Origin of the sequence: Streptomyces macrosporus (assembly GCF_039533145.1) — a bacterium.
GTDB classification, from domain to species: Bacteria; Actinomycetota; Actinomycetes; order Streptomycetales; family Streptomycetaceae; genus Streptomyces; species Streptomyces macrosporus.
Genome location: NZ_BAAASZ010000024.1, coordinates 1 through 20859 on the forward strand (window position 1 = coordinate 1; position 20859 = coordinate 20859).

At 72.9% G+C, this 20859-nt stretch carries 16 protein-coding genes; 11 read left to right on the forward strand and 5 right to left on the reverse strand.

The features are described from left to right. Window positions 1–183: 183 nt before the first annotated feature. Entirely contained in the window at window positions 184–1386 is a 1203-nt protein-coding gene (locus ABD335_RS16560; protein WP_344323573.1) for a cysteine desulfurase-like protein, read from the reverse strand. Between the two features lie 52 nt (window positions 1387–1438). Then, a complete protein-coding gene (locus ABD335_RS16565; protein ID WP_344323576.1) occupies window positions 1439–2773 on the reverse strand; it encodes a collagen-like domain-containing protein in 1335 nt (444 codons plus the stop codon). Window positions 2774–2974: 201 nt separating this feature from the next. Here ABD335_RS16565 and ABD335_RS16570 point away from each other — a divergent pair, with 201 nt between their 5' ends. Continuing rightward, window positions 2975–3874, forward strand: coding sequence for a TIGR03619 family F420-dependent LLM class oxidoreductase (locus ABD335_RS16570; RefSeq protein ID WP_344323578.1), 900 nt, complete (start codon window positions 2975–2977; stop codon window positions 3872–3874). An 85-nt stretch (window positions 3875–3959) separates the two neighbouring features. Here the strand turns inward: ABD335_RS16570 and ABD335_RS16575 are convergent, their stop codons facing one another. The 3 genes from ABD335_RS16575 to ABD335_RS16585 are packed head-to-tail and all read right to left on the reverse strand — an operon-like array spanning window position 3960 to window position 6966. Then, on the reverse strand, window positions 3960–4820 hold the full coding sequence (locus ABD335_RS16575; RefSeq protein ID WP_344323579.1) for an ABC transporter ATP-binding protein: 861 nt from the start codon (window positions 4818–4820) through the stop codon (window positions 3960–3962). Between the two features lie 56 nt (window positions 4821–4876). Then, window positions 4877–5905, reverse strand: a complete 1029-nt coding sequence (locus ABD335_RS16580) for a FecCD family ABC transporter permease (RefSeq protein ID WP_344323581.1) — start codon at window positions 5903–5905, stop codon at window positions 4877–4879. Then, window positions 5902–6966: a FecCD family ABC transporter permease gene (locus ABD335_RS16585; RefSeq protein ID WP_344323719.1), complete on the reverse strand. Its 1065-nt coding sequence runs from the start codon at window positions 6964–6966 to the stop codon at window positions 5902–5904. The genes ABD335_RS16580 and ABD335_RS16585 overlap by 4 nt, the downstream gene beginning before the upstream one ends. A gap of 142 nt (window positions 6967–7108) precedes the next feature. On the opposite strand from ABD335_RS16585, the gene ABD335_RS16590 reads away from it, so the two are divergent. The 10 genes from ABD335_RS16590 to ctaD all read left to right on the forward strand — a co-directional run bounded on the left by ABD335_RS16590 (window position 7109) and on the right by ctaD (window position 20846). After that, window positions 7109–8143, forward strand: a complete 1035-nt coding sequence (locus ABD335_RS16590; protein WP_344323583.1) for an ABC transporter substrate-binding protein — start codon at window positions 7109–7111, stop codon at window positions 8141–8143. Window positions 8144–8213: 70 nt separating this feature from the next. Beyond that, on the forward strand, window positions 8214–9107 hold the full coding sequence (locus tag ABD335_RS16595; protein ID WP_344323584.1) for a siderophore-interacting protein: 894 nt from the start codon (window positions 8214–8216) through the stop codon (window positions 9105–9107). A 199-nt stretch (window positions 9108–9306) separates the two neighbouring features. Next, complete coding sequence (locus tag ABD335_RS16600) at window positions 9307–10782, forward strand: pyridoxal phosphate-dependent decarboxylase family protein (RefSeq protein ID WP_425583656.1); 1476 nt, start codon at window positions 9307–9309, stop codon at window positions 10780–10782. A 22-nt stretch (window positions 10783–10804) separates the two neighbouring features. Continuing rightward, window positions 10805–12118: a lysine N(6)-hydroxylase/L-ornithine N(5)-oxygenase family protein gene (locus tag ABD335_RS16605; RefSeq protein WP_344323586.1), complete on the forward strand. Its 1314-nt coding sequence runs from the start codon at window positions 10805–10807 to the stop codon at window positions 12116–12118. Then, the gene (locus ABD335_RS16610) at window positions 12115–12687 is read left to right on the forward strand and encodes a GNAT family N-acetyltransferase (RefSeq protein ID WP_344323589.1); all 573 of its coding nucleotides are present in this window, start codon (window positions 12115–12117) and stop codon (window positions 12685–12687) included. Before ABD335_RS16605 ends, ABD335_RS16610 begins: the two co-directional genes overlap by 4 nt. Next, window positions 12684–14501: an IucA/IucC family protein gene (locus tag ABD335_RS16615; protein WP_344323591.1), complete on the forward strand. Its 1818-nt coding sequence runs from the start codon at window positions 12684–12686 to the stop codon at window positions 14499–14501. Before ABD335_RS16610 ends, ABD335_RS16615 begins: the two co-directional genes overlap by 4 nt. Window positions 14502–14507: 6 nt before the next feature. Next, window positions 14508–16076, forward strand: coding sequence for an MFS transporter (locus tag ABD335_RS16620; protein ID WP_344323593.1), 1569 nt, complete (start codon window positions 14508–14510; stop codon window positions 16074–16076). Window positions 16077–16081: 5 nt separating this feature from the next. Continuing rightward, entirely contained in the window at window positions 16082–18280 is a 2199-nt protein-coding gene (locus tag ABD335_RS16625; protein WP_344323595.1) for a penicillin acylase family protein, read from the forward strand. Next, window positions 18277–18888 carry a GNAT family N-acetyltransferase gene (locus ABD335_RS16630; RefSeq protein WP_344323597.1) on the forward strand — a complete coding sequence of 204 codons (612 nt, stop codon included), beginning with the start codon at window positions 18277–18279 and terminating at the stop codon, window positions 18886–18888. The genes ABD335_RS16625 and ABD335_RS16630 overlap by 4 nt, the downstream gene beginning before the upstream one ends. 230 nt (window positions 18889–19118) lie before the next feature. Further along, a complete protein-coding gene (gene ctaD, locus ABD335_RS16635) occupies window positions 19119–20846 on the forward strand; it encodes an aa3-type cytochrome oxidase subunit I (RefSeq protein ID WP_344323599.1) in 1728 nt (575 codons plus the stop codon). Window positions 20847–20859 lie beyond the last annotated feature (13 nt).

A 20859-nucleotide genomic window follows, 5' to 3' on the forward strand; every position in this document is an offset into this window, starting at 1 on the left:
CGGGGTGGTGTCCGCGGCCGGGCCGGCGGGCCCGTGCCGAAGGGGCGTCACGGCGGCCCACGACCGCCGGACGAGAGGTATGTTGAACCTTAAACCATCCTCTCGTCCGGCTTCCCTCGGCCGGCGGAAACGAAACCGTCGTCGGGGAAACCCACCGCCGCGGCCGGCTCCGGACGAGGCGCGCTACGAGGCCAGTTCGGCGACACCGGCGAGCAGCCGGTCGACGTCCTCGGCGTTGGTGTAGGGGGCGAGGCCGGCCCGTACGGCGCCCGGTTCCCCCAGGCCGATGTGGCGAGCCGCCTCGATCGCGTAGAAGCTGCCCGCGGGCGCGTTCACCCCCGACCGGGCCAGGTGCTCGTACACCTGGCGGGGCGCGTGGCCCGCCACGGAGAACAGGACGGTGGGGGTGCGCCGCTGCGGCGAGCCGTGCAGGGTGACGCCGTCGAGTGCCGCCAGTCCGTCCAGCAGTCGGCCGAAGAGTTCCTCCTCGTGGGCCTCCACCCGCCGCATCGACTCCAGCAGCCGGGTGCGTCGCGCACCGGCCGGCGGGTCGCCGAGGTCGGCGATGAAGTCGACGGCGGCCACCGTCCCGGCCAGCGTCTCGTAGGGCAGCGTGCCGAGTTCGAAACGCTCGGGGACGGCGTCGGTGGACGGCAGCAGCTTGTCGGGGTGGATCGTCTCCAGCAGTTCGGGGGCGGCGGCGACCACACCGTGGTGCGGCCCGAAGAACTTGTACGGCGAACAGGCGTAGAAGTCCGCGCCCCAGTCCGTCGCCGAGACGGCGGCGTGCGGGGTGAGGTGCACCCCGTCCACGTACACCAGTGCGCCCACCGCGTGGGCCGCCTCGGCGATCGCGGGGACGTCGGGCCGGGTGCCGAGCAGGTTGGACGCGGCCGTCACCGCCACCAGCCGCGTGCGCGGCGTCAGCACGGCGGCCACGTCGTCGACCGTGAGCTCGCCGGTCGCCGGGTCGAAGTCGGCCCACCGCACGGTCGCGCCGGCCGCCTCGGCGGCGATGATCCAGGGCCTGATGTTCGCGTCGTGGTCCAGTCGCGTCACCACGACCTCGTCGCCCTCGCCCCACTCCTTGGCCAGGGCCCGCGCCATGTCGACCGTCGCCTGCGTCATCGACCGCGCGAAGACCACCCCCTCGGGGCGGCAGCCCAGCAGGTCGGCCATGGCCGCCCGGGCCTCCCGCACCACGGTCTCGGCCCGCCGCTCGGCGACGGTGACGGTGCCGCGGTTGGCGATGCCGCCGCACAGGGTGTCGGCGACGGCGCGGGCCACCTGCCGGGGCACCTGCGACCCGCCGGGTCCGTCGAAGTGGGCCACCCCCTCGTCCAGGGCGGGGAAGCAACTGCGGATCCGGTCGATGTCGAGGCGCATGGGTTCATCCTTCACGGACCCGGCACCGCGTCAAGATCTCCGGAGCCCGGAGTCACAGGCCCCCCGGACCCACCTGGTGCGCACCCGAGGAGCCGGCCGAGGCGATCCAGTCCGTGGAGCCGGTGACGACGAGCCGGTACCGGGAGCCGATCGCGCCGTCGTCCCAGGCCGACTCCATCGTGACCCGCGCGGTCAGCTCCGCGCCGGCGGGCACCTTGATCTGGATCCAGTCGACGTACCGGGTCGACCGGGACCGCGCCACGACGTCGCCCGAGCCGTCGAGCAGTTCCAGCGTGTAGAGGTCGGTGATCTCCCGCGGGGTCTTCCACGGGGCCGGGAATCCGAAGACGTCGCGGATCAGGACGTCCTCGGTGTCGACCGCCGCCCCGTTCGGATACACGGACAGGGCCGGGTAGACGGCGCACGGGTTGACACCGTAGGCGTTCACCATGCAGGTCAGGTCGGCGAATCCGCCGTCGGGCACCACCGTGACGGTGACGAACTGCTCCTGGGAGGAGGTCATCGGGTAGTCGAGCGACCGGCCGGGCGCCATGACGTCGGCGGCCGTGAACGACGTGTCGAGGTCGACGCCGGCGGCGCGGGCCCGCCCGGCGGGGTACATCTCCACCAGCTCGTAGGTGCGCTTCTCGCCGCCGCCCCAGGGGGCCGCGCCCTCGACCTCGGTGAGGAGTTCGCCGTTGTCGAAGTACCGGCCGTCGTCCGGGTCGAGGAGGGCTCCCAGCGGGCCGCGAGGGCCGAGCGGACCGAGGGGACCGTAGACGCCCAGGGGGCCGACGGGCCCGAGCGGACCGTACACACCGCCGGCCTGTAGTTGTCCGGAGACCTCGTTGATCGCGGCCAGGTCCTCGCAGTAGGCCTGCCGGTCGACCGGCCCGGCCGGGCCGAGCGGGCCGTCCTCCCCCAGGACGGGTTCGGCGAGGACGCCCCAGGTGTCGAGCAGCGAGGCCAGGAAGGGGTGCTGCCGCATGTGGTCGAGCTGCGCCTCCCAGTGCTCGCCGGCCTCCCCCACCGGCCCGTAGCGGCCCAGCGGACCCCAGGGGCCGAGGGGCCCCAGGTGGCCCAGCGGTCCGATGGGGCGCAGCAGTCTCTCGCCCGTCTCCCCGTCCGCGTACGCGGCGGGGTCGATCCGCGGCCGGATCGACCCCATCAGCGGGTCGGCGCGGTCGTGTGCGTCCCCGCCCGCCATGGTGAGCTGCCGCTCCACCGTGGTGGCACTGGTCCAGGTCCAGTCGGGCATGGTGGACGAGGCCACGGTGGTGCACGGCCGCTCGTCCGGCACTCCCGCGGACGCCGGCCCGGTCGACGCGAGCACCATGCCGAGGCTGCCGAGCACGGCGAGAACCAGCCGATGACGCCTGGCAGGCATCGTTTACCCCCGTGTGTCAACTCGTCCTGTGCCGCCGGGCGTTCGGGACACGGCCGATGCCGGCACACGTTCCGCCGACGGCCGCGGGCAGGATTTCGCGGTTCCGCTCAAACCGGCCCGCGACAAGTTGCACAATACACGTTTACCGGGTTCCGACCGACCGTCAACCGCCTTTCGAAACAGAGGAGTTGAGGACACACGATGCGTATCGGCTTCACTCTGCCCCAGTACGGCCCCCTGGGTGAGCGGATCTCCGAGGTCCCCCGGTTCGCCCGGGAGGCCGAGGCGCTCGGGGCGGCCGGCCTGTGGGCCGGCGACCGTCTGCTCACGGCGGTGTCCCCCAGCGTCTGCTACCCGGGCACGGACGGCGTCCCGGAGGAGTTCCACGTCGCCGCGGACCCCTTCACCGTCCTCACCGCGGCGGCCGTGGCCACCGAACGGGTGCTGCTCGGCAGCAACGTCATCAACGCCCCCTGGTACCCGCCGGCCCTGCTCGCCCGGCAACTGGCCGGCATCGACCGGCTCAGCGGCGGGCGGCTCCTGGCCGGTTTCGGCACCGGCTGGTCCCCCGAGGAGTACCGGGCCGTGGGGGTGCCGATGGAGGAGCGCGGCGCCCGGCTGGACGAGTGCCTCGACGTCCTCGAGACGTGGTGGACCACCGACCCGGTGGAGCACGACGGCCCGCGGTGGACGATCCCCGCCGGTCACGTCCGGCTCAAGCCCGCCCGAGAGCCCCGCCCCCCGATCTACCTGGGGGCCTTCGCCCCACGGGCGATGCGGCGCATCGCCCTGCGCGCCGACGGCTGGCTGCCGGTCGTCACCCTCCCCGGCGGCTTCGACCCCGCCGCGATCACCGAGCCGATGGCGCGGCTCCGGGAGGAGGCCGGGCGCGCGGGACGGGACCCCGGGGAACTGGACGTGATCCTGCGCGTCAATCCCTCCTCCGAGGCCACGGTCGACGACATCGCCGACACCCTGAAGCGGGCCCGCGGCGAGGCCGGCGTCGAGCACGCCTTCGTCGAGCTGATGTACCTGTCGCGCGACGTCGACCACGCCCTGGAACTGTGCGGGCGGATCCTGGACGCCGCCGGCCGGGGCTGACCGCCGTCCCGTCCCGTCCCCCTCCGTCGCCGTGTCGCCCGCGGCGCCGCCCGGCGGGCGGCTCCGTCCGGGCGCGCGGCGACGGTCAGGAGGCGCTCCGCACCGCCAGCGGCTCCCGTGCGCGGTGGCGCGCGGCGGGCACCACCAGCGGGGTCCCGGTCTCCGGGTCGTCGATGACCCGGCAGGGCAGGCCGAAGACCTCCTCCACCAGCTCCGCGGTCACGATCTCGGCCGGCGGGCCGGAGGCCACGACCCGCCCGTCGCGCATGGCGATCAGATGGGTGGCGTAGCGGGCGGCGTGGTTGAGGTCGTGGAGCACGGCGACCAGGGTGCGGCCCTCCTCCTCGTGGAGGCGGGCGCACAGGTCCAGGATGTCGATCTGGTGGGCGAGGTCCAGGTACGTGGTCGGCTCGTCGAGCAGCAGCAGGGGCGTCTGCTGGGCCAGCGCCATGGCGATCCACACCCGCTGCCGCTGTCCGCCCGAGAGTTCGTCCACGGAGCGGTCGGCGAGTTCGGCGACCCCGGTGGAGGCCATCGACTCCGCCACGACGCGCTCGTCCTCCCGCGACCACTGGCGCAGCAGTCCCTGGTGCGGGTAGCGGCCCCGGGAGACCAGTTCCGAGACGGAGATGCCCTCGGGCGCGATGGAGGACTGCGGCAGCAGGCCGAGGGTCCGGGCGACCTGCTTGGCGTTCATCGAGGTGATGTCCTTGCCGTCGAGGAGCACCGAGCCGGCGGCCGGCTTGAGCATCCGCGACAGGGCGCGCAGCAGGGTGGACTTGCCGCAGGCGTTGGGGCCGATGATGACGGTGAACGACCGGTCCGGTATCGCCACCGTGAGGTCCTCGGCGATCGTCCGCCGCTCGTAGGCGAGGGTGAGGCCCTCGCCCCTCAGCCGCGCCTCCCCGGCCGCCGCCGCGGAGGTCTCCTGCTTGCCGTGCGTCATCCGTCGTGCTCCGTCCTGGAGGTGTCCGCCTTCGTTTCCCGCCGCCGTTCGCGCCGTCATATGCGGCCCGCCTTCCGCTGGGTCGCCAGCAGCCACACCAGATAGCCGCCGCCGAGGAGGCCGGTGACGACGCCCACCGCGAGCTGCCGCCCGGCGAAGAGGTTCTGGGCGGCCCAGTCGGCGAGCACCAGCAGGGTCGCGCCCATGCAGGCGGCGGGCACCAGATTGGGGCCGGGCGCGTGGGTGAGCCGCTTGGCGAGCTGGGGCGCGGTGAGCGCCACGAAGGAGACCGGTCCGGCGCAGGCGGCGGAGAAGGAGACCAGGACGACGGCGGAGCCCAGCGCCACGGTGCGGGACCGTTCGACCCGCACGCCGAGGGAGTGCGCCGCGTCGTCGCCCATCTCCGTCATCCGCAGGGCCCGTCCGCACCCGAGGACGATGACCGGGCCCAGCACGGCCAACGCGATCAGCAGGGGGGTGAGTTCGGGCCAGCCGCGGCCGTCGAGGCTGCCGGTGAGCCACAGGATCGCGCGGGACGCCTCCATCAGCTTGCCGCGGGTGAGCAGGTAGTTGTTGACCCCGGTGAGCATCGCCATGACGCCGATGCCGACGAGGACCAGCCGGAAGCCGTGGAGGCCCCGACGCCAGGCGAGGGCGTGGATCAGCAGGCCGGTGACGATGCCTCCGACGACGGCTCCGCCGGCCAGGGCCGCGCTGCTGCCGCCGGTGACGATGACGATCAGCGCTCCCGTGGACGCGCCCTGGGTGAGGCCGAGCATGTCCGGGCTGCCGAGCGGGTTGCGCACCACGGACTGGAAGACCGCGCCGGCCAGGCCGAGGGAGGCTCCCACGAGGAGGGCGGCGAGCACCCGGGGCAGGCGCAGTTCGTTGACGATGAAGTCCTGGGAGGGGGTGCCGCCGCCGGTGAGGGTGGTCAGCACCTCGGCGGGGCTCATGGGGTAGTCGCCGCCGCCGATGGTGACGACGCCGGCGGCCAGGGCCACGAGCAGGCAGCCGACGGCGGCGGCCAGGGCCCGGGGGCGGTAGCGGAGGCTGAGCGTCGGTCCGACGCGGAGGGTTCTCATGCCGCCGCCACCTTCCGGCTCCGCAGGACGTAGAGGAAGAGGGGGCCGCCGAGGACGGCGGTGACGACGCCGACCTGGAGTTCGCCGGGGCGGCCGAGGAGCCGGCCGAGCACGTCGGAGCCGAGCAGCAGCACGGGAGCGAGCACCGCGCAGTAGGGCAGCGTCCAGCGCAGGTCGGGGCCGGTGAGCGCGCGGACGAGGTGCGGCACCATCAGGCCGACGAAGACGATGGGGCCGGCCGCGGCGGTGGCCGCGCCGCACAGCAGGGTGATGGCGACGATGCAGGCCGTCCGGACCCTCTCCGGCCGGGCGCCCAGCGCGCGGGCCTGGTCGTCGCCGAGCGCGAGGGCGTTGAGCGGCCGGGCGAGGGCGAAGGCGACCAGGAGGCCGCCGGCCACGAACGGCAGCACCTGGACGACGGTGTCCATCCGGGCCGTGGCCAGCGAGCCGACGGTCCAGAAGCGCATCCGCTCCAGCGAGGCGCTCTCCATGATCATCGCGGCGTTGACGTAGGAGTACAGGGCGGCGTTGAGCGCGGCGCCGGCCAGGGCCAGCCGCGCCGGGGTGGCTCCGCGTCCGCCGCCGATCGCGTAGACGAGGGCGGAGACGGCGGCGGCCCCGACCAGGGCGAACCACACGTATCCGGTGAAGCCGGTCACGCCGAGGAAGGTGATGGCGGTGACCACGGCCGCCGACGCCCCGGCGTTGATGCCCAGGAGTCCGGGGTCCGCGAGCGGGTTGCGGGTGAGGGCCTGCATCACCGCGCCGGCCATGCCGAGGGCGGCGCCGATGAGCAGTCCGAGCAGGGTGCGCGGCAGACGCATCTCGTGCACCACGGCCCAGGTGGCGGAGCCGCTGTCGAAGAGTCCGCCCCACACCTCGCCCACCGAGAGCGGCCGGGCGCCGAAGCCGAGGCTCAGCACCAGCAGGACGAGCAGGAGCGCCAGGGCGCCCAGCAGCCCGGCGGAGCGCAGGGCGGTGCGCGCTCCGGACGCGCGGTCCTCGGCGGGAGGAGACGGCGGCGGCGCCGTCCTCCCCTCGGGAGGGGATGACTTGATCACTGACACGTGCGGACTCCGGGAGTGCCGGGGGTCGGCGACCCTCCCCCCTTGGGCTCGGACTTTGGTTAGGTTAACCTAACAGCCGCGACCGGTCGTCTGACCCCCTGTCGTATCCATGTGCGTTTGCTAGAGAGGCACGACCATGTCCCGTGAAAGAACCGTCAACCTCTCCCGCCGGGGAATCCTCGCGGCGGGTGGCGCTCTCGGCCTGGGCGCCCTGCTCGCGGCCTGCGGGGACGGTGGTTCGGGGACATCGGGCAAGGCGTCGGGCGAGGACGGCCCCTGGTCGTTCACCGACGACCGCAAGGAGAAGGTCACCGCCGACACGACGCCCCGGCGCATCGTGGCGTTCACCGGGACCGCCGCCGCCCTCGCCGACTTCGGGCTGAAGGACCGGATCGTCGGCGTCTTCGGCGAGACGACCCTGGAGGACGGCTCGGCCCACCCCCAGGCCGGCGACCTGGACGTGAAGAAGGTCGAGATCATCGGCAACGCCTGGGGCGAGTTCGACATCGAGAAGTACGCGGCGCTCAATCCCGAGCTGCTGGTCACGCACCAGTACGACGCGGGATCGCTGTGGTACGTGCCGGACGAGAGCAAGGACAAGATCCTCAAGCTCGCCCCCAGCGTGGCCGTCCAGGTGGCCAACGTCTCCCTGCTCAAGCCGATCCAGCGCTACGCCGAGCTGGCCGAGTCCCTCGGCGCCGACCTGAAGTCCAAGCAGGTCACCGACGGCAAGGCCCGCTTCGAGGCGGCCGCCGAGAAGCTCCGCAGGGCCGCCAAGGCCAGCGGCGGGCTGCGGGTGATGGCCGCCTCCGGCAGCGCGGACTACTTCTACGTCTCCACGCCCGAGCCCGCGGCCGACCTGAACTACTTCGCCGAGCTCGGCGTGAACTTCGTCATCCCGAAGGACACCAAGGAGAGCGGCGGCTACTTCCAGAGCCTGAGCTGGGAGAACGCCGGCGAGTACGAGGCCGACCTCATCATCCTCGACAACCGCAGCACCGCCCTGCAGCCCAAGGACCTGGAGTCCAAGCCCACCTGGAAGGCGCTCCCGGCGGTCAAGGCCGGCCAGGTCGCCGAGTGGGACCCGGTGCCGCGCTTCTCCTACCAGGGCGCCGCTCCGCTGCTGGAGAACCTGGCCGACGCCATCACCAAGGCCAAGAAGCTCGGCTGAGGCCGGGCGGGGCACGGCAGGGCCCCACCAGACCGCGCAGGACAGCCAACTCCGAGAAGGAGATCCGCAGATGACTCCGCGCACCGCCGTCCCGCTCGCCGCGCCCCGGAAGGCGGCGCACCACGCCGCCGCCCGGCCGGCGTCGCCGTTCCGCTTCTTCGACGCCGCGGTCGTGCGCCGCCGGCGGCTCGGGCCCTCCATCGTCCGGATCACCTTCGGCGGGGAGCAGCTCGGGGAGTTCGCGGGCGGCGGCCGGGACCAGAGCTTCTCGCTCTTCCTGCCGCATCCCGGTCAGGCCGAGCCCGTCGTCCCGGTGGAGCTGGGCGACGCCTGGTTCGCCGCCTGGCGGGCGATGGACCCGGCGGTGCGCGCGGTCATGCGGTCCTACACGGTGTCCGAACAGCGCCCGGAGGCGGGCGAGGTGGACGTCGACTTCGTCCTGCACGGCGACACCGGGCCCGCCACCCGCTGGGCGCGCGACGCCCGGCCGGGGGCGCGGGTCCGCCTCCTCGGCCCGCGGACGCCGGAGAACAAGAGCGTCTGCTTCCGTCCTCCCCTGGACACGGACTGGGTGCTGCTGGCCGCCGACGAGACGGCGCTGCCGGCCGTCGCCGGCATCCTGGCCTGGCTGCCCGCCGGAGTCCGCGCGCGGGCGTGGATCGAGGTGCCCCGGGCGGAGGACGTGCGTCCGCTGCCCACCGCGGCCGACGTCGAGATCGCCTGGCTGGTGCGGGACGGACTGCGCCGGCACGGCGCGGTGGTCGACGCCGTGCGCGCCGCCGCGCTGCCCGAGGGCAGCCCGTACGCGTGGGTGGCGGGCGAGTCCGGCGCGGTGCGCGCACTGCGCCGCCATCTGGTGACCGAACGGGGCCTGGGACGGGAGCGGGTGGCCTTCTCCGGCTACTGGCGCCTGGGCGCCTCCGAGGAGGATCTGCGCGCCGAGGCGCTCTCCGGCGCCGCCTGACGGCGGGTCGATCCCCCCACGGAGCCCCGGTACTTCCTGCGGTACGCGGGGCTCTCGCATGATCAAAAGTAAGTTAGGATAGCCTTACCTAAGTCCACATGCCCCCAACTCGGAGGACCCGAGCGTGAGTCTCCAGGGATCCCCTGCCCCCCTCGCCGACGCGACCGTCGGAACCGCCGGCGACCCCCGCTCCCACCTGTTGAACAACGCCACCGCCGAGGACTACCGGCGTCTGGTCGCCGAAGGTGTGGCGCGGGTCGCCCGGACGGTCGCCGGGACCACCCGCCCGTTCACCGGCGTCACCCCGGATGAACTGGCCCCCGGGATAGACGCCATCGACCTCGACCGTCCCCTGGGCGACCCGGCCGCCGCCCTCGACGAGTTGGAGCGGGTCTACCTCCGCGACGCGGTCTACTTCCACCACCCCCGCTACCTCGCCCACCTCAACTGCCCGGTGGTGCTTCCCGCCCTCCTCGGCGAGGCGGTGCTCTCCGCCGTCAACTCCTCCCTGGACACCTGGGACCAGAGCGCCGGCGGCACCCTGATGGAACGCCGGCTCATCGACTGGACCGCCGCGCGCATCGGCCTGGGCCGGGCCGCGGACGGCATCTTCACCAGCGGCGGGACCCAGTCCAACCTCCAGGCGCTGCTGCTGGCCCGGGAGGAGTCCTTCCGGGTGCTGCGGAAGAACTCCCCCACCCTGCCGTCGGTCTCCGAGATGCTGCCGAAACTGCGCGTCCTGACCTCCGAGGCCGCCCACTTCTCCGTCCTGAAGGGCGCCAAACTCCTCGGCCTGGAGCCGGACGCCGTCGTCTCCGTCCCCTGCGACGGCGACCGCCGGATGCGCACCGACGCCCTCGCCCGCGAGCTGCGCCGCTGCCGGGAGGAGGGGCTGACGGTGATGGCCGTCTCCGCCACCGCCGGCACCACCGACTTCGGCTCCATCGACCCCCTCCCGGAGATCGCCGAGCTGTGCGAGGAGGCCGGGACGTGGTTCCACGTCGACGCCGCCTACGGCTGCGGACTGCTGGCCTCGACCACCCGCCGCGGACTCCTCGACGGCATCGAACGGGCCGACTCGGTCACCGTGGACTACCACAAGTCCTTCTTCCAGCCGGTCAGTTCCAGCGCCGTCATCGTCCGCGACGGCGCCACCCTGCGGCACGCGACGTACCACGCCGACTACCTCAACCCGGCCCGCAGCGTCGAGCGGCGCATCCCCAACCAGGTCGACAAGTCGCTCCAGACCACCCGCCGCTTCGACGCGCTCAAGCTGTGGCTGACCCTGCGCATCATGGGCGCCGACGCCGTGGGCGCGCTCTTCGACCGGGTCGTGGACCTGGCCGCCGACGCCTGGCGGCTGCTGGAGGACGACCCCCGCTTCACGGTCGTCACCAAGCCCACCCTCTCCACCCTGGTCTTCCGCTACGTGCCCGAGGAGCCCGTCGGGGAGACGGCCGTGGACCTGGCCAACCTGCACGCCCGCGAGGCCCTGGCCGCCTCCGGCGAGGCCGTGGTCGCCGGAACGGTGGTCGACGGACGCCACCACCTGAAGTTCACCCTGCTCAACCCGGAGACCACGCCGGACGACATCCGCGCCGTCCTCGACCTGATCGCCGCGCACGCGGAGGACCACCTGGCCTCCGCCCGCCTCACCGGCTCGCCGGCCGCCTGACCCACTCTCAACCGGAGACGACGTGTCCACCGCTCACGACACCCCGCACGACTTCATAGCCATCGGACTCGGCCCGTTCAACCTGGGCCTGGCCTGTCTCACGGAGCCGATCGACGACCTCGACGGCCTCTTCCTGGAGAGCCGCCCCCGGTTCGACTGGCACCCCGGCATGCTGCTGGACGGCGTCACGCTGCAGACGCCCTTCATGGCCGACCTGGTGACCCTGGCCGACCCCACCTCCCCGTACTCCTTCCTCAACTACCTCAAGCAGTCCGGGCGGCTGTACCCGTTCTACATCCGCGAGAGCTTCTATCCGCTGCGCGCCGAGTACAACGCCTACTGCCGCTGGGCCGCGGACCGGCTCTCCTCTGTTCGCTTCGGCCGCGAGGTGGTGGCCGTCTCCCACGACGAGACCGACGACCTCTACACCGTCACCGCCCGCGACACCGCCACCGGCGAGCACACCGAGCACCGGGCCCGTCACCTCGTCCTGGGCACCGGCACCCCGCCGTACGTCCCCCCGGCCTGCGAGGGGCTGGGCGGCGACGCGATCCACAACTCCCGCTACCTGGAGCACAAGGAGTCCCTCCAGGCCAAGCGGAGCATCACCGTCGTCGGCAGCGGCCAGAGCGCCGCCGAGATCTACCACGACCTGCTCTCCGAGATCGACACCCACGGCTACAGCCTCACCTGGGTCACCCGCTCCCCGCGGTTCTTCCCGCTGGAGTACACCAAGCTGACCCTGGAGATGACCTCCCCGGACTACATCGACTACTTCCACGCCCTGCCCGAGGCCACCCGGTACCGGCTGGAGGGCGAGCAGAAGGGCCTCTTCAAGGGCATCAACACGGATCTCGTCAACGAGATCTTCGACCTGCTGTACGCCAAGAGCGTCTCCGGCCCCGTCCCCACCCGGCTGCTGACCAACACCGCGCTCACCACCGCCTCCTACGACGAGGCGAGCGGCACCTACACCCTCGGCCTCCACCAGCACGAGCAGGACAAGGAGTTCACGCTCACCACCGAGGGGCTGATCCTGGCCACCGGCTACCGCTACCGCGTCCCCGCCTTCCTCGACGGCATCCGCGACCGGCTCCGCTTCGACGGTTCGGGCCGCTTCGACGTCGCCCGCAACTACAGCATCGACGTCACCGGCCGCGGCGTCTTCCTGCAGAACGGCGCCGTCCACGCCCACAGCGTCACCTCGCCGGACCTGGGCATGGGCCCGTACCGCAACTCCTGCATCATCCGCGACATCCTCGGCCGCGAGGTCTACGCGGTCGAGAAGACCATCGCCTTCCAGGACTTCGGCGCTCCCGAGGGGGACATCGCGTGAGGGACACCGTCTTCCGCCGCGAGGACCCCCGACTGGGCGAGTTCTCCGTGGCCACCCTGGACCCCAAGGCCGACGCGCCCCTGCTGCACCGCTGGGTGACCCACCCCAAGGCCGTGTACTGGATGATGCAGGAAGCCGACGAGGCCGAGGTCGCCCACGAGTACCGGATGATCGCCGAGCATCCGCACCACGACGCCTTCCTCGGCCTCCACCGGGGCCGTCCCGCGTTCCTCGTCGAGCGGTACGACCCCGCGCACGTGGAACTCGCCGGGCTGTACGACCACGAGGCGGGCGACGTCGGCATGCACTTCCTCACCGCTCCGTCCGACACGCCCGTCCACGGCTTCACCCGGGCCGTCATCACCACGGTGATGGCGATGCTCTTCGACGACCCGGCGACCCGGCGCGTGGTCGTGGAGCCCGACGTCCGCAACACCGCCGTGCACGCCCTCAACGCCGCCGTCGGCTTCGAGGTCGTCGGGCGGATCGCCAAACCGGAGAAGGAAGCCCTGCTCAGCGTCTGCACCCGCGAGCGGTTCGAGGAAGCCGTACGAGGAGCCGCCCTGTGACCCCCTCCCCCCGCCCCGCCCCCCTGCCCGCCCCGCACGAGGCCGTGGCCCACCTGACCCCCGAGAACTGGGACACCGCCGTCCGCCTGCTGCTGCGCAAGGCCCTGTCGGAGTTCTCCCACGAACGCCTGCTCACCCCCACCGCGCTGGGCGCCGGCCGGTACGCCGTCACCAGCGACGACGGCGACGTCGAGTACCGCTTCACGGCCCGGCTGATGGCGCTCGACCACTGGCACGTCGACGCCGACAGCATCACCCGTCGGCGCGACGGCGCCGAACTGCCGCTGGACGCCCTCGCGTTCTTCACCGAGTTCCGCGGCGCCCTCGGCCTGAGCGACGAGATCCTCCCCGTCTACCTGGAGGAGATCGGCTCCACCCTCGCGAGCACCGCGTACAAACTCGCCAAGAAGCCCGTCACCGCCGACGAGCTGGCCGCCGCCGACTTCCAGGCGATCGAGACCGGCATGACCGAGGGCCACCCCTGCTTCGTGGCCAACAACGGCCGGCTGGGCTTCGGCGTCCACGAGTACCTGGCCTACGCCCCCGAGGCGGCCACGCCCGTGCGGCTGCTGTGGGTGGCCGCCCACCGCGACCACGCCACCTTCACCTGCTCGGCCGACACCGACTACGAGAGCCTGCTCCGCGCCGAACTCGGCCCGGACACCCTCGACCGCTTCGCCTCCGTGATGAGCGGCCTCGGCCTGGACCTCGCGGACTACCTGCTGATCCCGGTCCACCCCTGGCAGTGGTGGAACAAGATCGCCGTGACGTTCTCCTCGGAGGTCGCCGAGCGCCGGATCGTCCTCCTCGGCGAGGGCGAGGACGAGTACCTGGCCCAGCAGTCCATCCGGACCTTCTTCAACACCAGCGACCCGGCCAAGCACTACGTGAAGACGGCCCTGTCCGTGCTGAACATGGGCTTCATGCGGGGCCTGTCCGCCGCCTACATGGAGGCCACCCCGGCCATCAACGACTGGCTGGCCGACCTGATCGAGAAGGACCCCGTGCTGCGCGCCACCGGGCTGGGCGTCATCCGCGAACGCGCCGCCGTCGGCTACCGCCACCCCGGCTACGAGGCCGCCACCGACCGCTACTCGCCGTACCGCAAGATGCTCGCGGCCCTGTGGCGGGAGAGCCCCGTACCGCGGCTGGAGGAGGGGCAGCGGCTCGCCACCATGGCGTCCCTGCTTCACACCGACCGCGACGGGCGCTCGCTGGCCGCCGCGCTCATGGCGCGCTCCGGCCTCTCCCCCGAGGAGTGGCTGGGCCGCTACCTCGACGCCTACCTCGCCCCGCTGCTGCACAGCTTCTACGCCTACGACCTGGTGTACATGCCGCACGGCGAGAACGTCATCCTGGTCCTCGAGGACGACGCCGTGGCCCGGGCGGTGTTCAAGGACATCGCCGAGGAGATCGTCGTCATGAGCCCCGACGTGGAGCTGCCCCCGCGGGTGGAGCGCATCCGCGCCGAGGTCCCCGAGGACATGAAGCTGCTGTCGATCCTCACCGACGTCTTCGACTGCTTCCTGCGCCACCTCGGCGCGATCCTCGCCGACCAGGGCGTGCTGACGGAGGACGCCTTCTGGCGGACGGTCGCCGAGGCGGTGACGCGCTACCAGGAGTCCGTGCCGGAGCTGGCCGAGCGGTTCGAGCGGTACGACATCTTCGCGGAGGAGTTCGCGCTGTCCTGCCTCAACCGGCTCCAACTGCGCGACAACCGGCAGATGGTGGACCTGGCGGACCCCTCCGGCGCGCTCCAGCTCGTCGGCACCCTGAAGAACCCCATCGCCCCCTTCGCCCCCGCGAGGTCCTGACCGGCCATGGCGACGACCGACCCGACCACCGGGGCCGCCGGCCCGGTCTCCGACGCGCGCGCGGAGGCCGGGCCGGCCGGCGGGCACCCGGCCCGCTGGGCCATCCTCGCCGTGGTCTGCCTCGCCGAGCTCGTCGTGGTGCTCGACAACACCGTGCTCAACGTGGCGATCCCGTCCCTCACCTCCGAGCTGGGCGCGTCCACCGCCGACGTCCAGTGGATGATCAACGCCTACGCGCTGGTGCAGGCGGGCCTGCTGCTCAGCGCGGGCAGCGCCGCCGACCGCTACGGGCGCAAGAGGATGCTGCTGGCCGGTCTGGCCCTCTTCGGGGCCGGTTCGCTCGCGGCCGGCCTCGCCGGCTCCTCCGCCGGGCTCATCGCGGCCCGCGCGGGCATGGGCGTGGGCGCGGCGCTGCTGCTGACCACCACCCTCGCCGTCGTCATGCAGGTCTTCGAGGCCGACGAGCGGCCCAAGGCCATCGGCATCTGGGGGGCCGTCAACGCCCTGGGGTTCGCGGCCGGGCCGGTCGTCGGCGGGCTGGTGCTGGACCACTACTGGTGGGGCGCGGTCTTCCTGATCAACATCCCGGTGGTGCTCGTGGGTCTCGTGGCCGTCGCGGCCCTGGTCCCCGAGACCCGGGACCCGCGCGGCGGGCGTCCGGACCTGCCGGGCGTGGCGCTCTCCGTCGTCGGCATGACCTCGGTCGTCTACGCCGTCATCACCGGTCCGGAACACGGCTGGACCTCCGCCGGTGTCCTCGTCCCGGCCCTGTTCGGCACCGCCGTCCTGGCCGCCTTCGTCGGCTGGGAGCGCCGGGCGGAACACCCGATGCTCGACATGGGCCTGTTCCGCGAACGCCGCTTCACCGGGGCCGTGACGGGCGTCGTCCTGATCACCTTCGGCAGCGGCGGCGCCCTCTACCTGCTCACCCAGCAGCTCCAGTTCGTCCGCGGCGACTCCGCGCTCCAGGCGGGCGTCAACATCGCGCCCTTCGCCCTGACCGTGGTGCTGGTGAACTTCACCGGCCTCTCCGCCCGGCTCATCGCGCGCCTCGGCCTGCCGGCCGCGATCGCCTCCGGAATGGCCCTGATGGCGGCCGGTTTCGCCGTCGTCGCCCTCGTCGGCGGCGGGGGCTACGGCGGAATGCTGTGCGGGCTGGTGCTGATGGGGGCGGGCTGCGGCTTCGCCAACCCGGCCATCGCCGAGGCCATCATGGGCGCGATCCCGAAGGAGCGGGCCGGCGCGGGCGCCGGGGTCAACGGCACTCTGTCGGAGATGGGCACCGGGCTGGGCGTCGCCGTGCTCGGCGCCGTCTTCGTCTCCCGGTTCGGCGCCCTGCTGCCGGACTCCGTGGACACCGCCGAGTCGCTGCCCGCCGCCCTGGCGCAGGTCTCCGGGGCAGCGGAGCGCGCCTCGGTCACCGAGGCGTTCGCCGCCGGTCTCCAGGCGGGCCAACTGGCCGGGGCGGCGGCGGTCCTCCTGGGCGGCTGCGTGGCCGGGGTGCTCCTCGGCCGCGCCGTGCGGCCCGCACGGGACGCGGCCACCGGGCCGACTCCCCCTCCGAGAGAAGAGTGACGACGGTGGACACGGAGATCCTCCGGGACGCCTGGGGCGTCCCGCACCTGCGCGCGGACGGCGCGAACGAGCTGGCCTTCGCCCAGGGACGCAACGCGGCCGTGGACCGCGCCTGGCAGATCGAGGTCGAACGGCACCGCGTCCAGGGCACCACGGCGGCGTTCCTCGGCGCCGAGGCCGTCCCCTGGGACCGGTTCGCGCGGCAGGCCCGCCTGGAGGACACCGCCCGGCGGTGCCTGATCGCCCTGGAGCGGAAGGACCCCGAGACCGCCTCCTGGGTGCGCGCCTACGTCGACGGGGTCAACGACGGCCTCGCCGAGGGGGCCCGCCGGGCACCCGAGTTCGCCGCGACCGGGCTCGCCCCGGGTACGTGGCGGCCGTGGACGCCGCTGGGCGTCTGGCTCTCCACGCACGTGCTGTTCGCGGGCTTCCCCGCCAAGTTCTGGCGCGACACCGTGACCCGCCGGCTCGGACCCGCGTGGGTCGGGGTGTTCGCCGGCGACGGCCCCGGAACCTCCGGCAGCAACGGCTGGCTCGTCACCGGGGACCGCACCGCCGGCGGTGCCGCGATCATCGCCGGGGACCCCCACCGGTTCATCGAGGCTCCGGGGGTGTACCAGCAGATCCGGCTGGTCTGCCCGGAGTTCGACGTGGTCGGCCTCGCGGTCCCCGGCGTCCCCGGCATCGCCCACTTCGGCCACACCGGCCACGTGGCCTGGGCCATCACCAACGCCATGGCCGACTACCAGGACCTCTACCTCGAACGGCTCCGGCCCGCCGGACCGGACGGCACGGCGGTGGAGGCCCTCGGCCCGGACGGCTGGCGGCCCGCCGCGCGCCGCGTCGAGACCGTCGAGGTGGCCGGCGCCGACCCCGTGACGGTCGAGGTGGTCGAGACCGAGCGCGGCCCCGTCGTCGTCGACGGCCCCGACGCCGAGGCGTGGGGCATCGGGGACCCCGGCGGCACGGAACCGGGCGTCCGCCACGCGATCGGCCTCCGCCACCCCCCGCGCGTCCGCGAGGACCTCGGCTTCGGCACGCTGCTCCCCCTGCTGCGGGCCCGGAGCGTCGCCGACGTCGACCGGGCCCTGGACGGCTGGGTGGAGCCCGTCAACGTCGTCCTGGCCGCCGACACCGCGGGCGGGACGCTGCACCGGGTGGCGGGCGCCGTCCCCGTACGCCACCCGGACAACCGGCGGCGCGTCGTGCCCGCCTGGGACCCTCGGTACGCCTGGCGGGGCTGGTACGGGCCGATGCCGCGCGAACGCGTCGAGGGCGTCGCCGTCATGGCCAACGAGCGGGGGCTCGCCGAGCCCCTCGGCGTCGAGTTCGCCCCGCCGCACCGGGCCGCGCGCATCCGGGAGCTGCTGGAGGGGGCGGACCGGTGGTCGGCGCGGGACATGGCCGCCGTCCACCGGGACACCCACCTGGCCTCGGCCGCTCCCCTGCTGGACCTGCTGGACCGGATCGACCCCGCGGAACTGGGCCCCGACGCCCGCCGGCTGCGGGAGCGGCTGCTGCGGTGGGACCGCCGGATGGACGCGGACAGCGTCGACGCCGCGTCGTTCGCCGCCGTCCGCCACGAGACCGTGCGACGGTTGGCGGACCATCCGCTGTTCCGCCCGCTGGCGGACCCGCCCCCCGTTCCGGAGGTGTTCCGGCCCTGGCTCGCGCTCGTGCCCCGCGTCGGTTACGCCCTGGAGCACCTGTTGACCACGGAGCGGCTGCCGCTCGCCGACCGGGCCGGGGCCGTGCGGGCGGCCGTCGAGGAGGTGGCGGCGCGTCGGGCCGCCGCGGACGGCCCGCCGGCGCGGTGGGGCGACACGCACCGGCTCGCGCCCTGGCAGGCGCTCCCCGCCGAGCCCCCCGAGCCCTGGCCCGCCCTCTCCGGCGACCACGACTGCGTGCTGGCGACCTCCAGCGTGCCCGGCGTCACCGACCTCGGCGCCCGTGCCTCCGCCGCCCGCTACGTCTGGGACCTCGCCCGCCGCGAGGACAGCGCCTGGGTGGTGCCGCTCGGCGCGTCGGGCGTCCCCGGGGACCCGCACCACCGCGACCAGCTTCCGCTGTGGACGCGCTGCGAGCTCGTCCCGGTCGTCACCGACCGGGCACGCCTCGTCCGGGAAACCGGTGATCCCTCCGCCCGATCCGCCCCCTCCACCCCTTCCGCCCGCTTCGACCGATCCGACCGAGGAGAGAAGTGACCCCCGACACCGCATCCACCGGCGCGTCCGCGTCCCGGCGCCGCGGGGCCGTGCACGAGACGCGCGTCGACGGCTTCGGCACGATCCGCGTCGTCCCCGTGGACCCCGCCCGCGACATCGACCTGCTGTACGGCTGGGTGACGCAGGAGAGGGCCCGCTTCTGGGGGATGCGCGACCACACCCGCGAACAGGTCCTGGAGATCTACGAGTACCTGGACTCCCTGACCACGCACCACGCGTACCTGATCCACCGCGACGACCGGCCGGTCGCGCTCTTCCAGACGTACGAGCCGGACGCCGACCCGATCGGCGAGTGCTACGACGTGCGGCCGGGGGACTTCGGCTTCCACCTGATGGTCGGCCCCGTGGCCGGCGCCCCCGAGCCGGGCTTCACCGACACCCTGGTGAGGACCTTCCTCGCCCACGTGCTGGCCGAGGACCCCGCCCGCAAGCGGATCGTCGCCGAACCCGACGCCCGCAACGAGAAGGCCATCGCCCGTCTGCTGCGGACCGGCTTCGTCCTCGGCCCCGAGGTCGAACTGCCGCAGAAGCGGGCCCGGATGGTCTTCCTGGACCGGGACGCCTTCCTCGCGCGCGCCGCGGGCTGAGCCCGGGGCGGGGCCGGCACGCCCCCCGCCCCCTCCTCCCCTTTCCTTCCGCTCTTCTTCCCTCCGCTTTTCCCTCCGCTCTCCGCAGCCGTCTCGGGCCGCCTTCGCCGGCCCTCGTCCGGAGGTCCGCACCCCCTCAATTTATCTCGCTCGCGAGAGAGCTAAAGTGAGGAGGGCCGTCCACCGTGACACGAACGTGCGACGGCCCGGACCCCGTGAGGAGGCGGAAGATGTCCGTAGGCGAATCGACGGCGCGGGCGGTCCCATCCGGAACCGCTCCCCCGAGCGCGCGGAAGCGACGCAGGGGGAGGACGGTGGTGAAGTGGCTGACCACCACCGACCACAAGACGATCGGCACGCTCTATCTGGTCACCTCGTTCGTCTTCTTCTGCTTCGGCGGCCTCCTGGCGCTCGTCATGCGCGCCGAGTTGGCCCGGCCGGGTCTGCAGGTGATGTCGAACGGCCAGTTCAACCAGGCGTTCACCATGCACGGCACGATCATGCTGCTGATCTTCGCCACCCCGCTGTTCTTCGGGTTCGCGAACTGGATCATGCCGCTGCAGATCGGCGCGCCGGACCTGGCGTTCCCGCGGCTGAACATGCTCGCGTACTGGCTGTACCTCTTCGGCTCGCTGATCACCGTCGGCAGCCTGCTCACCCCGCAGGGCGCCCCCGACTTCGGCTGGACCGCCTACGCTCCTCTGTCCAGCACCGTCCACACGCCGGGCGCGGGAGCGGACCTGTGGATCATGGGGTTGGGGCTCTCCGGCTTCGGCACGATCATGGGCGCGGTCAACTTCATCACCACGATCATCTGCATGCGCGCGCCGGGCATGACGATGTTCCGGATGCCGATCTTCACCTGGAACGTCCTGCTGACCGGTGTGCTGATCCTGCTGGCCTTCCCGGTGCTGGCCGCCGCCCTGCTCGCCCTGGAGTTCGACCGCAAGTTCGGCGGCCACGTCTTCGACGCCTCCAACGGCGGCGCGCTGCTGTGGCAGCACCTGTTCTGGTTCTTCGGCCACCCCGAGGTGTACATCCTGGCGCTGCCGTTCTTCGGCATCGTCAGCGAGGTCGTCCCCGTCTTCTCCCGCAAGCCGATCTTCGGCTACATCGGCCTGATCGCCGCCACCATCGCGATCGCGGGCCTGTCGGTGACGGTCTGGGCGCACCACATGTACGCCACCGGTGGCGTGCTGCTGCCCTTCTTCGCCTTCATGTCGTTCCTGATCGCGGTCCCCACCGGCGTGAAGTTCTTCAACTGGATCGGCACCATGTGGCAGGGCTCGCTGAGCTTCGAGACCCCGATGCTGTGGTCCATCGGTTTCATGGTCTCCTTCCTCTTCGGCGGTCTGACCGGCGTCATCCTGGCCTCCCCGCCGCTGGACTTCCACGTGCACGACAGCTACTTCGTCGTCGCCCACTTCCACTACGTGGTGTTCGGCACCGTGGTGTTCGCGATGTTCGCCGGCTTCCACTTCTGGTGGCCGAAGTTCACCGGCAAGATGCTCGACGAGCGGCTCGGGAAGATCACCTTCTGGACGCTGTTCATCGGCTTCCACGGCACCTTCCTCGTCCAGCACTGGCTGGGCGCCGAGGGCATGCCGCGCCGGTACTCCGACTACCTGGCCGCCGACGGCTTCACCGCACTCAACACCGTCTCCACCATCGGTTCGTTCCTGCTCGGCGCGTCGCTCCTGCCGTTCTTCTACAACGTCTGGAAGACGGCCAAGTACGCGCCGAAGATCGAGGTGGACGACCCGTGGGGCTACGGCCGCTCGCTGGAGTGGGCGACCTCCTGCCCGCCGCCGCGGCACAACTTCGTCTCCCTGCCGCGGATCCGGTCCGAATCCCCCGCCTTCGACCTGCACCACCCCGACGTCGCGGCGCTGGAGGCGGCTCGGAACGAGTCCGCCCGGAAGAAGATCGCTCCTGCCGGCGGCACCGGAGCCCGCTGACACCTCCCTCGGA

Bases quoted from the DNA above. Each gene is read 5' to 3' on its own strand.
- ABD335_RS16560 (WP_344323573.1), bottom strand. From the start codon at position 1,386: ATGCGCCTCGACATCGACCGGATCCGCAGTTGCTTCCCCGCCCTGGAC.
- ABD335_RS16565 (WP_344323576.1), bottom strand. From the start codon at position 2,773: ATGCCTGCCAGGCGTCATCGGCTGGTTCTCGCCGTGCTCGGCAGCCTC.
- ABD335_RS16570 (WP_344323578.1), top strand. From the start codon at position 2,975: ATGCGTATCGGCTTCACTCTGCCCCAGTACGGCCCCCTGGGTGAGCGG.
- ABD335_RS16575 (WP_344323579.1), bottom strand. From the start codon at position 4,820: ATGACGCACGGCAAGCAGGAGACCTCCGCGGCGGCGGCCGGGGAGGCG.
- ABD335_RS16580 (WP_344323581.1), bottom strand. From the start codon at position 5,905: ATGAGAACCCTCCGCGTCGGACCGACGCTCAGCCTCCGCTACCGCCCC.
- ABD335_RS16590 (WP_344323583.1), top strand. From the start codon at position 7,109: ATGTCCCGTGAAAGAACCGTCAACCTCTCCCGCCGGGGAATCCTCGCG.
- ABD335_RS16595 (WP_344323584.1), top strand. From the start codon at position 8,214: ATGACTCCGCGCACCGCCGTCCCGCTCGCCGCGCCCCGGAAGGCGGCG.
- ABD335_RS16620 (WP_344323593.1), top strand. From the start codon at position 14,508: ATGGCGACGACCGACCCGACCACCGGGGCCGCCGGCCCGGTCTCCGAC.
- ctaD (WP_344323599.1), top strand. From the start codon at position 19,119: ATGTCCGTAGGCGAATCGACGGCGCGGGCGGTCCCATCCGGAACCGCT.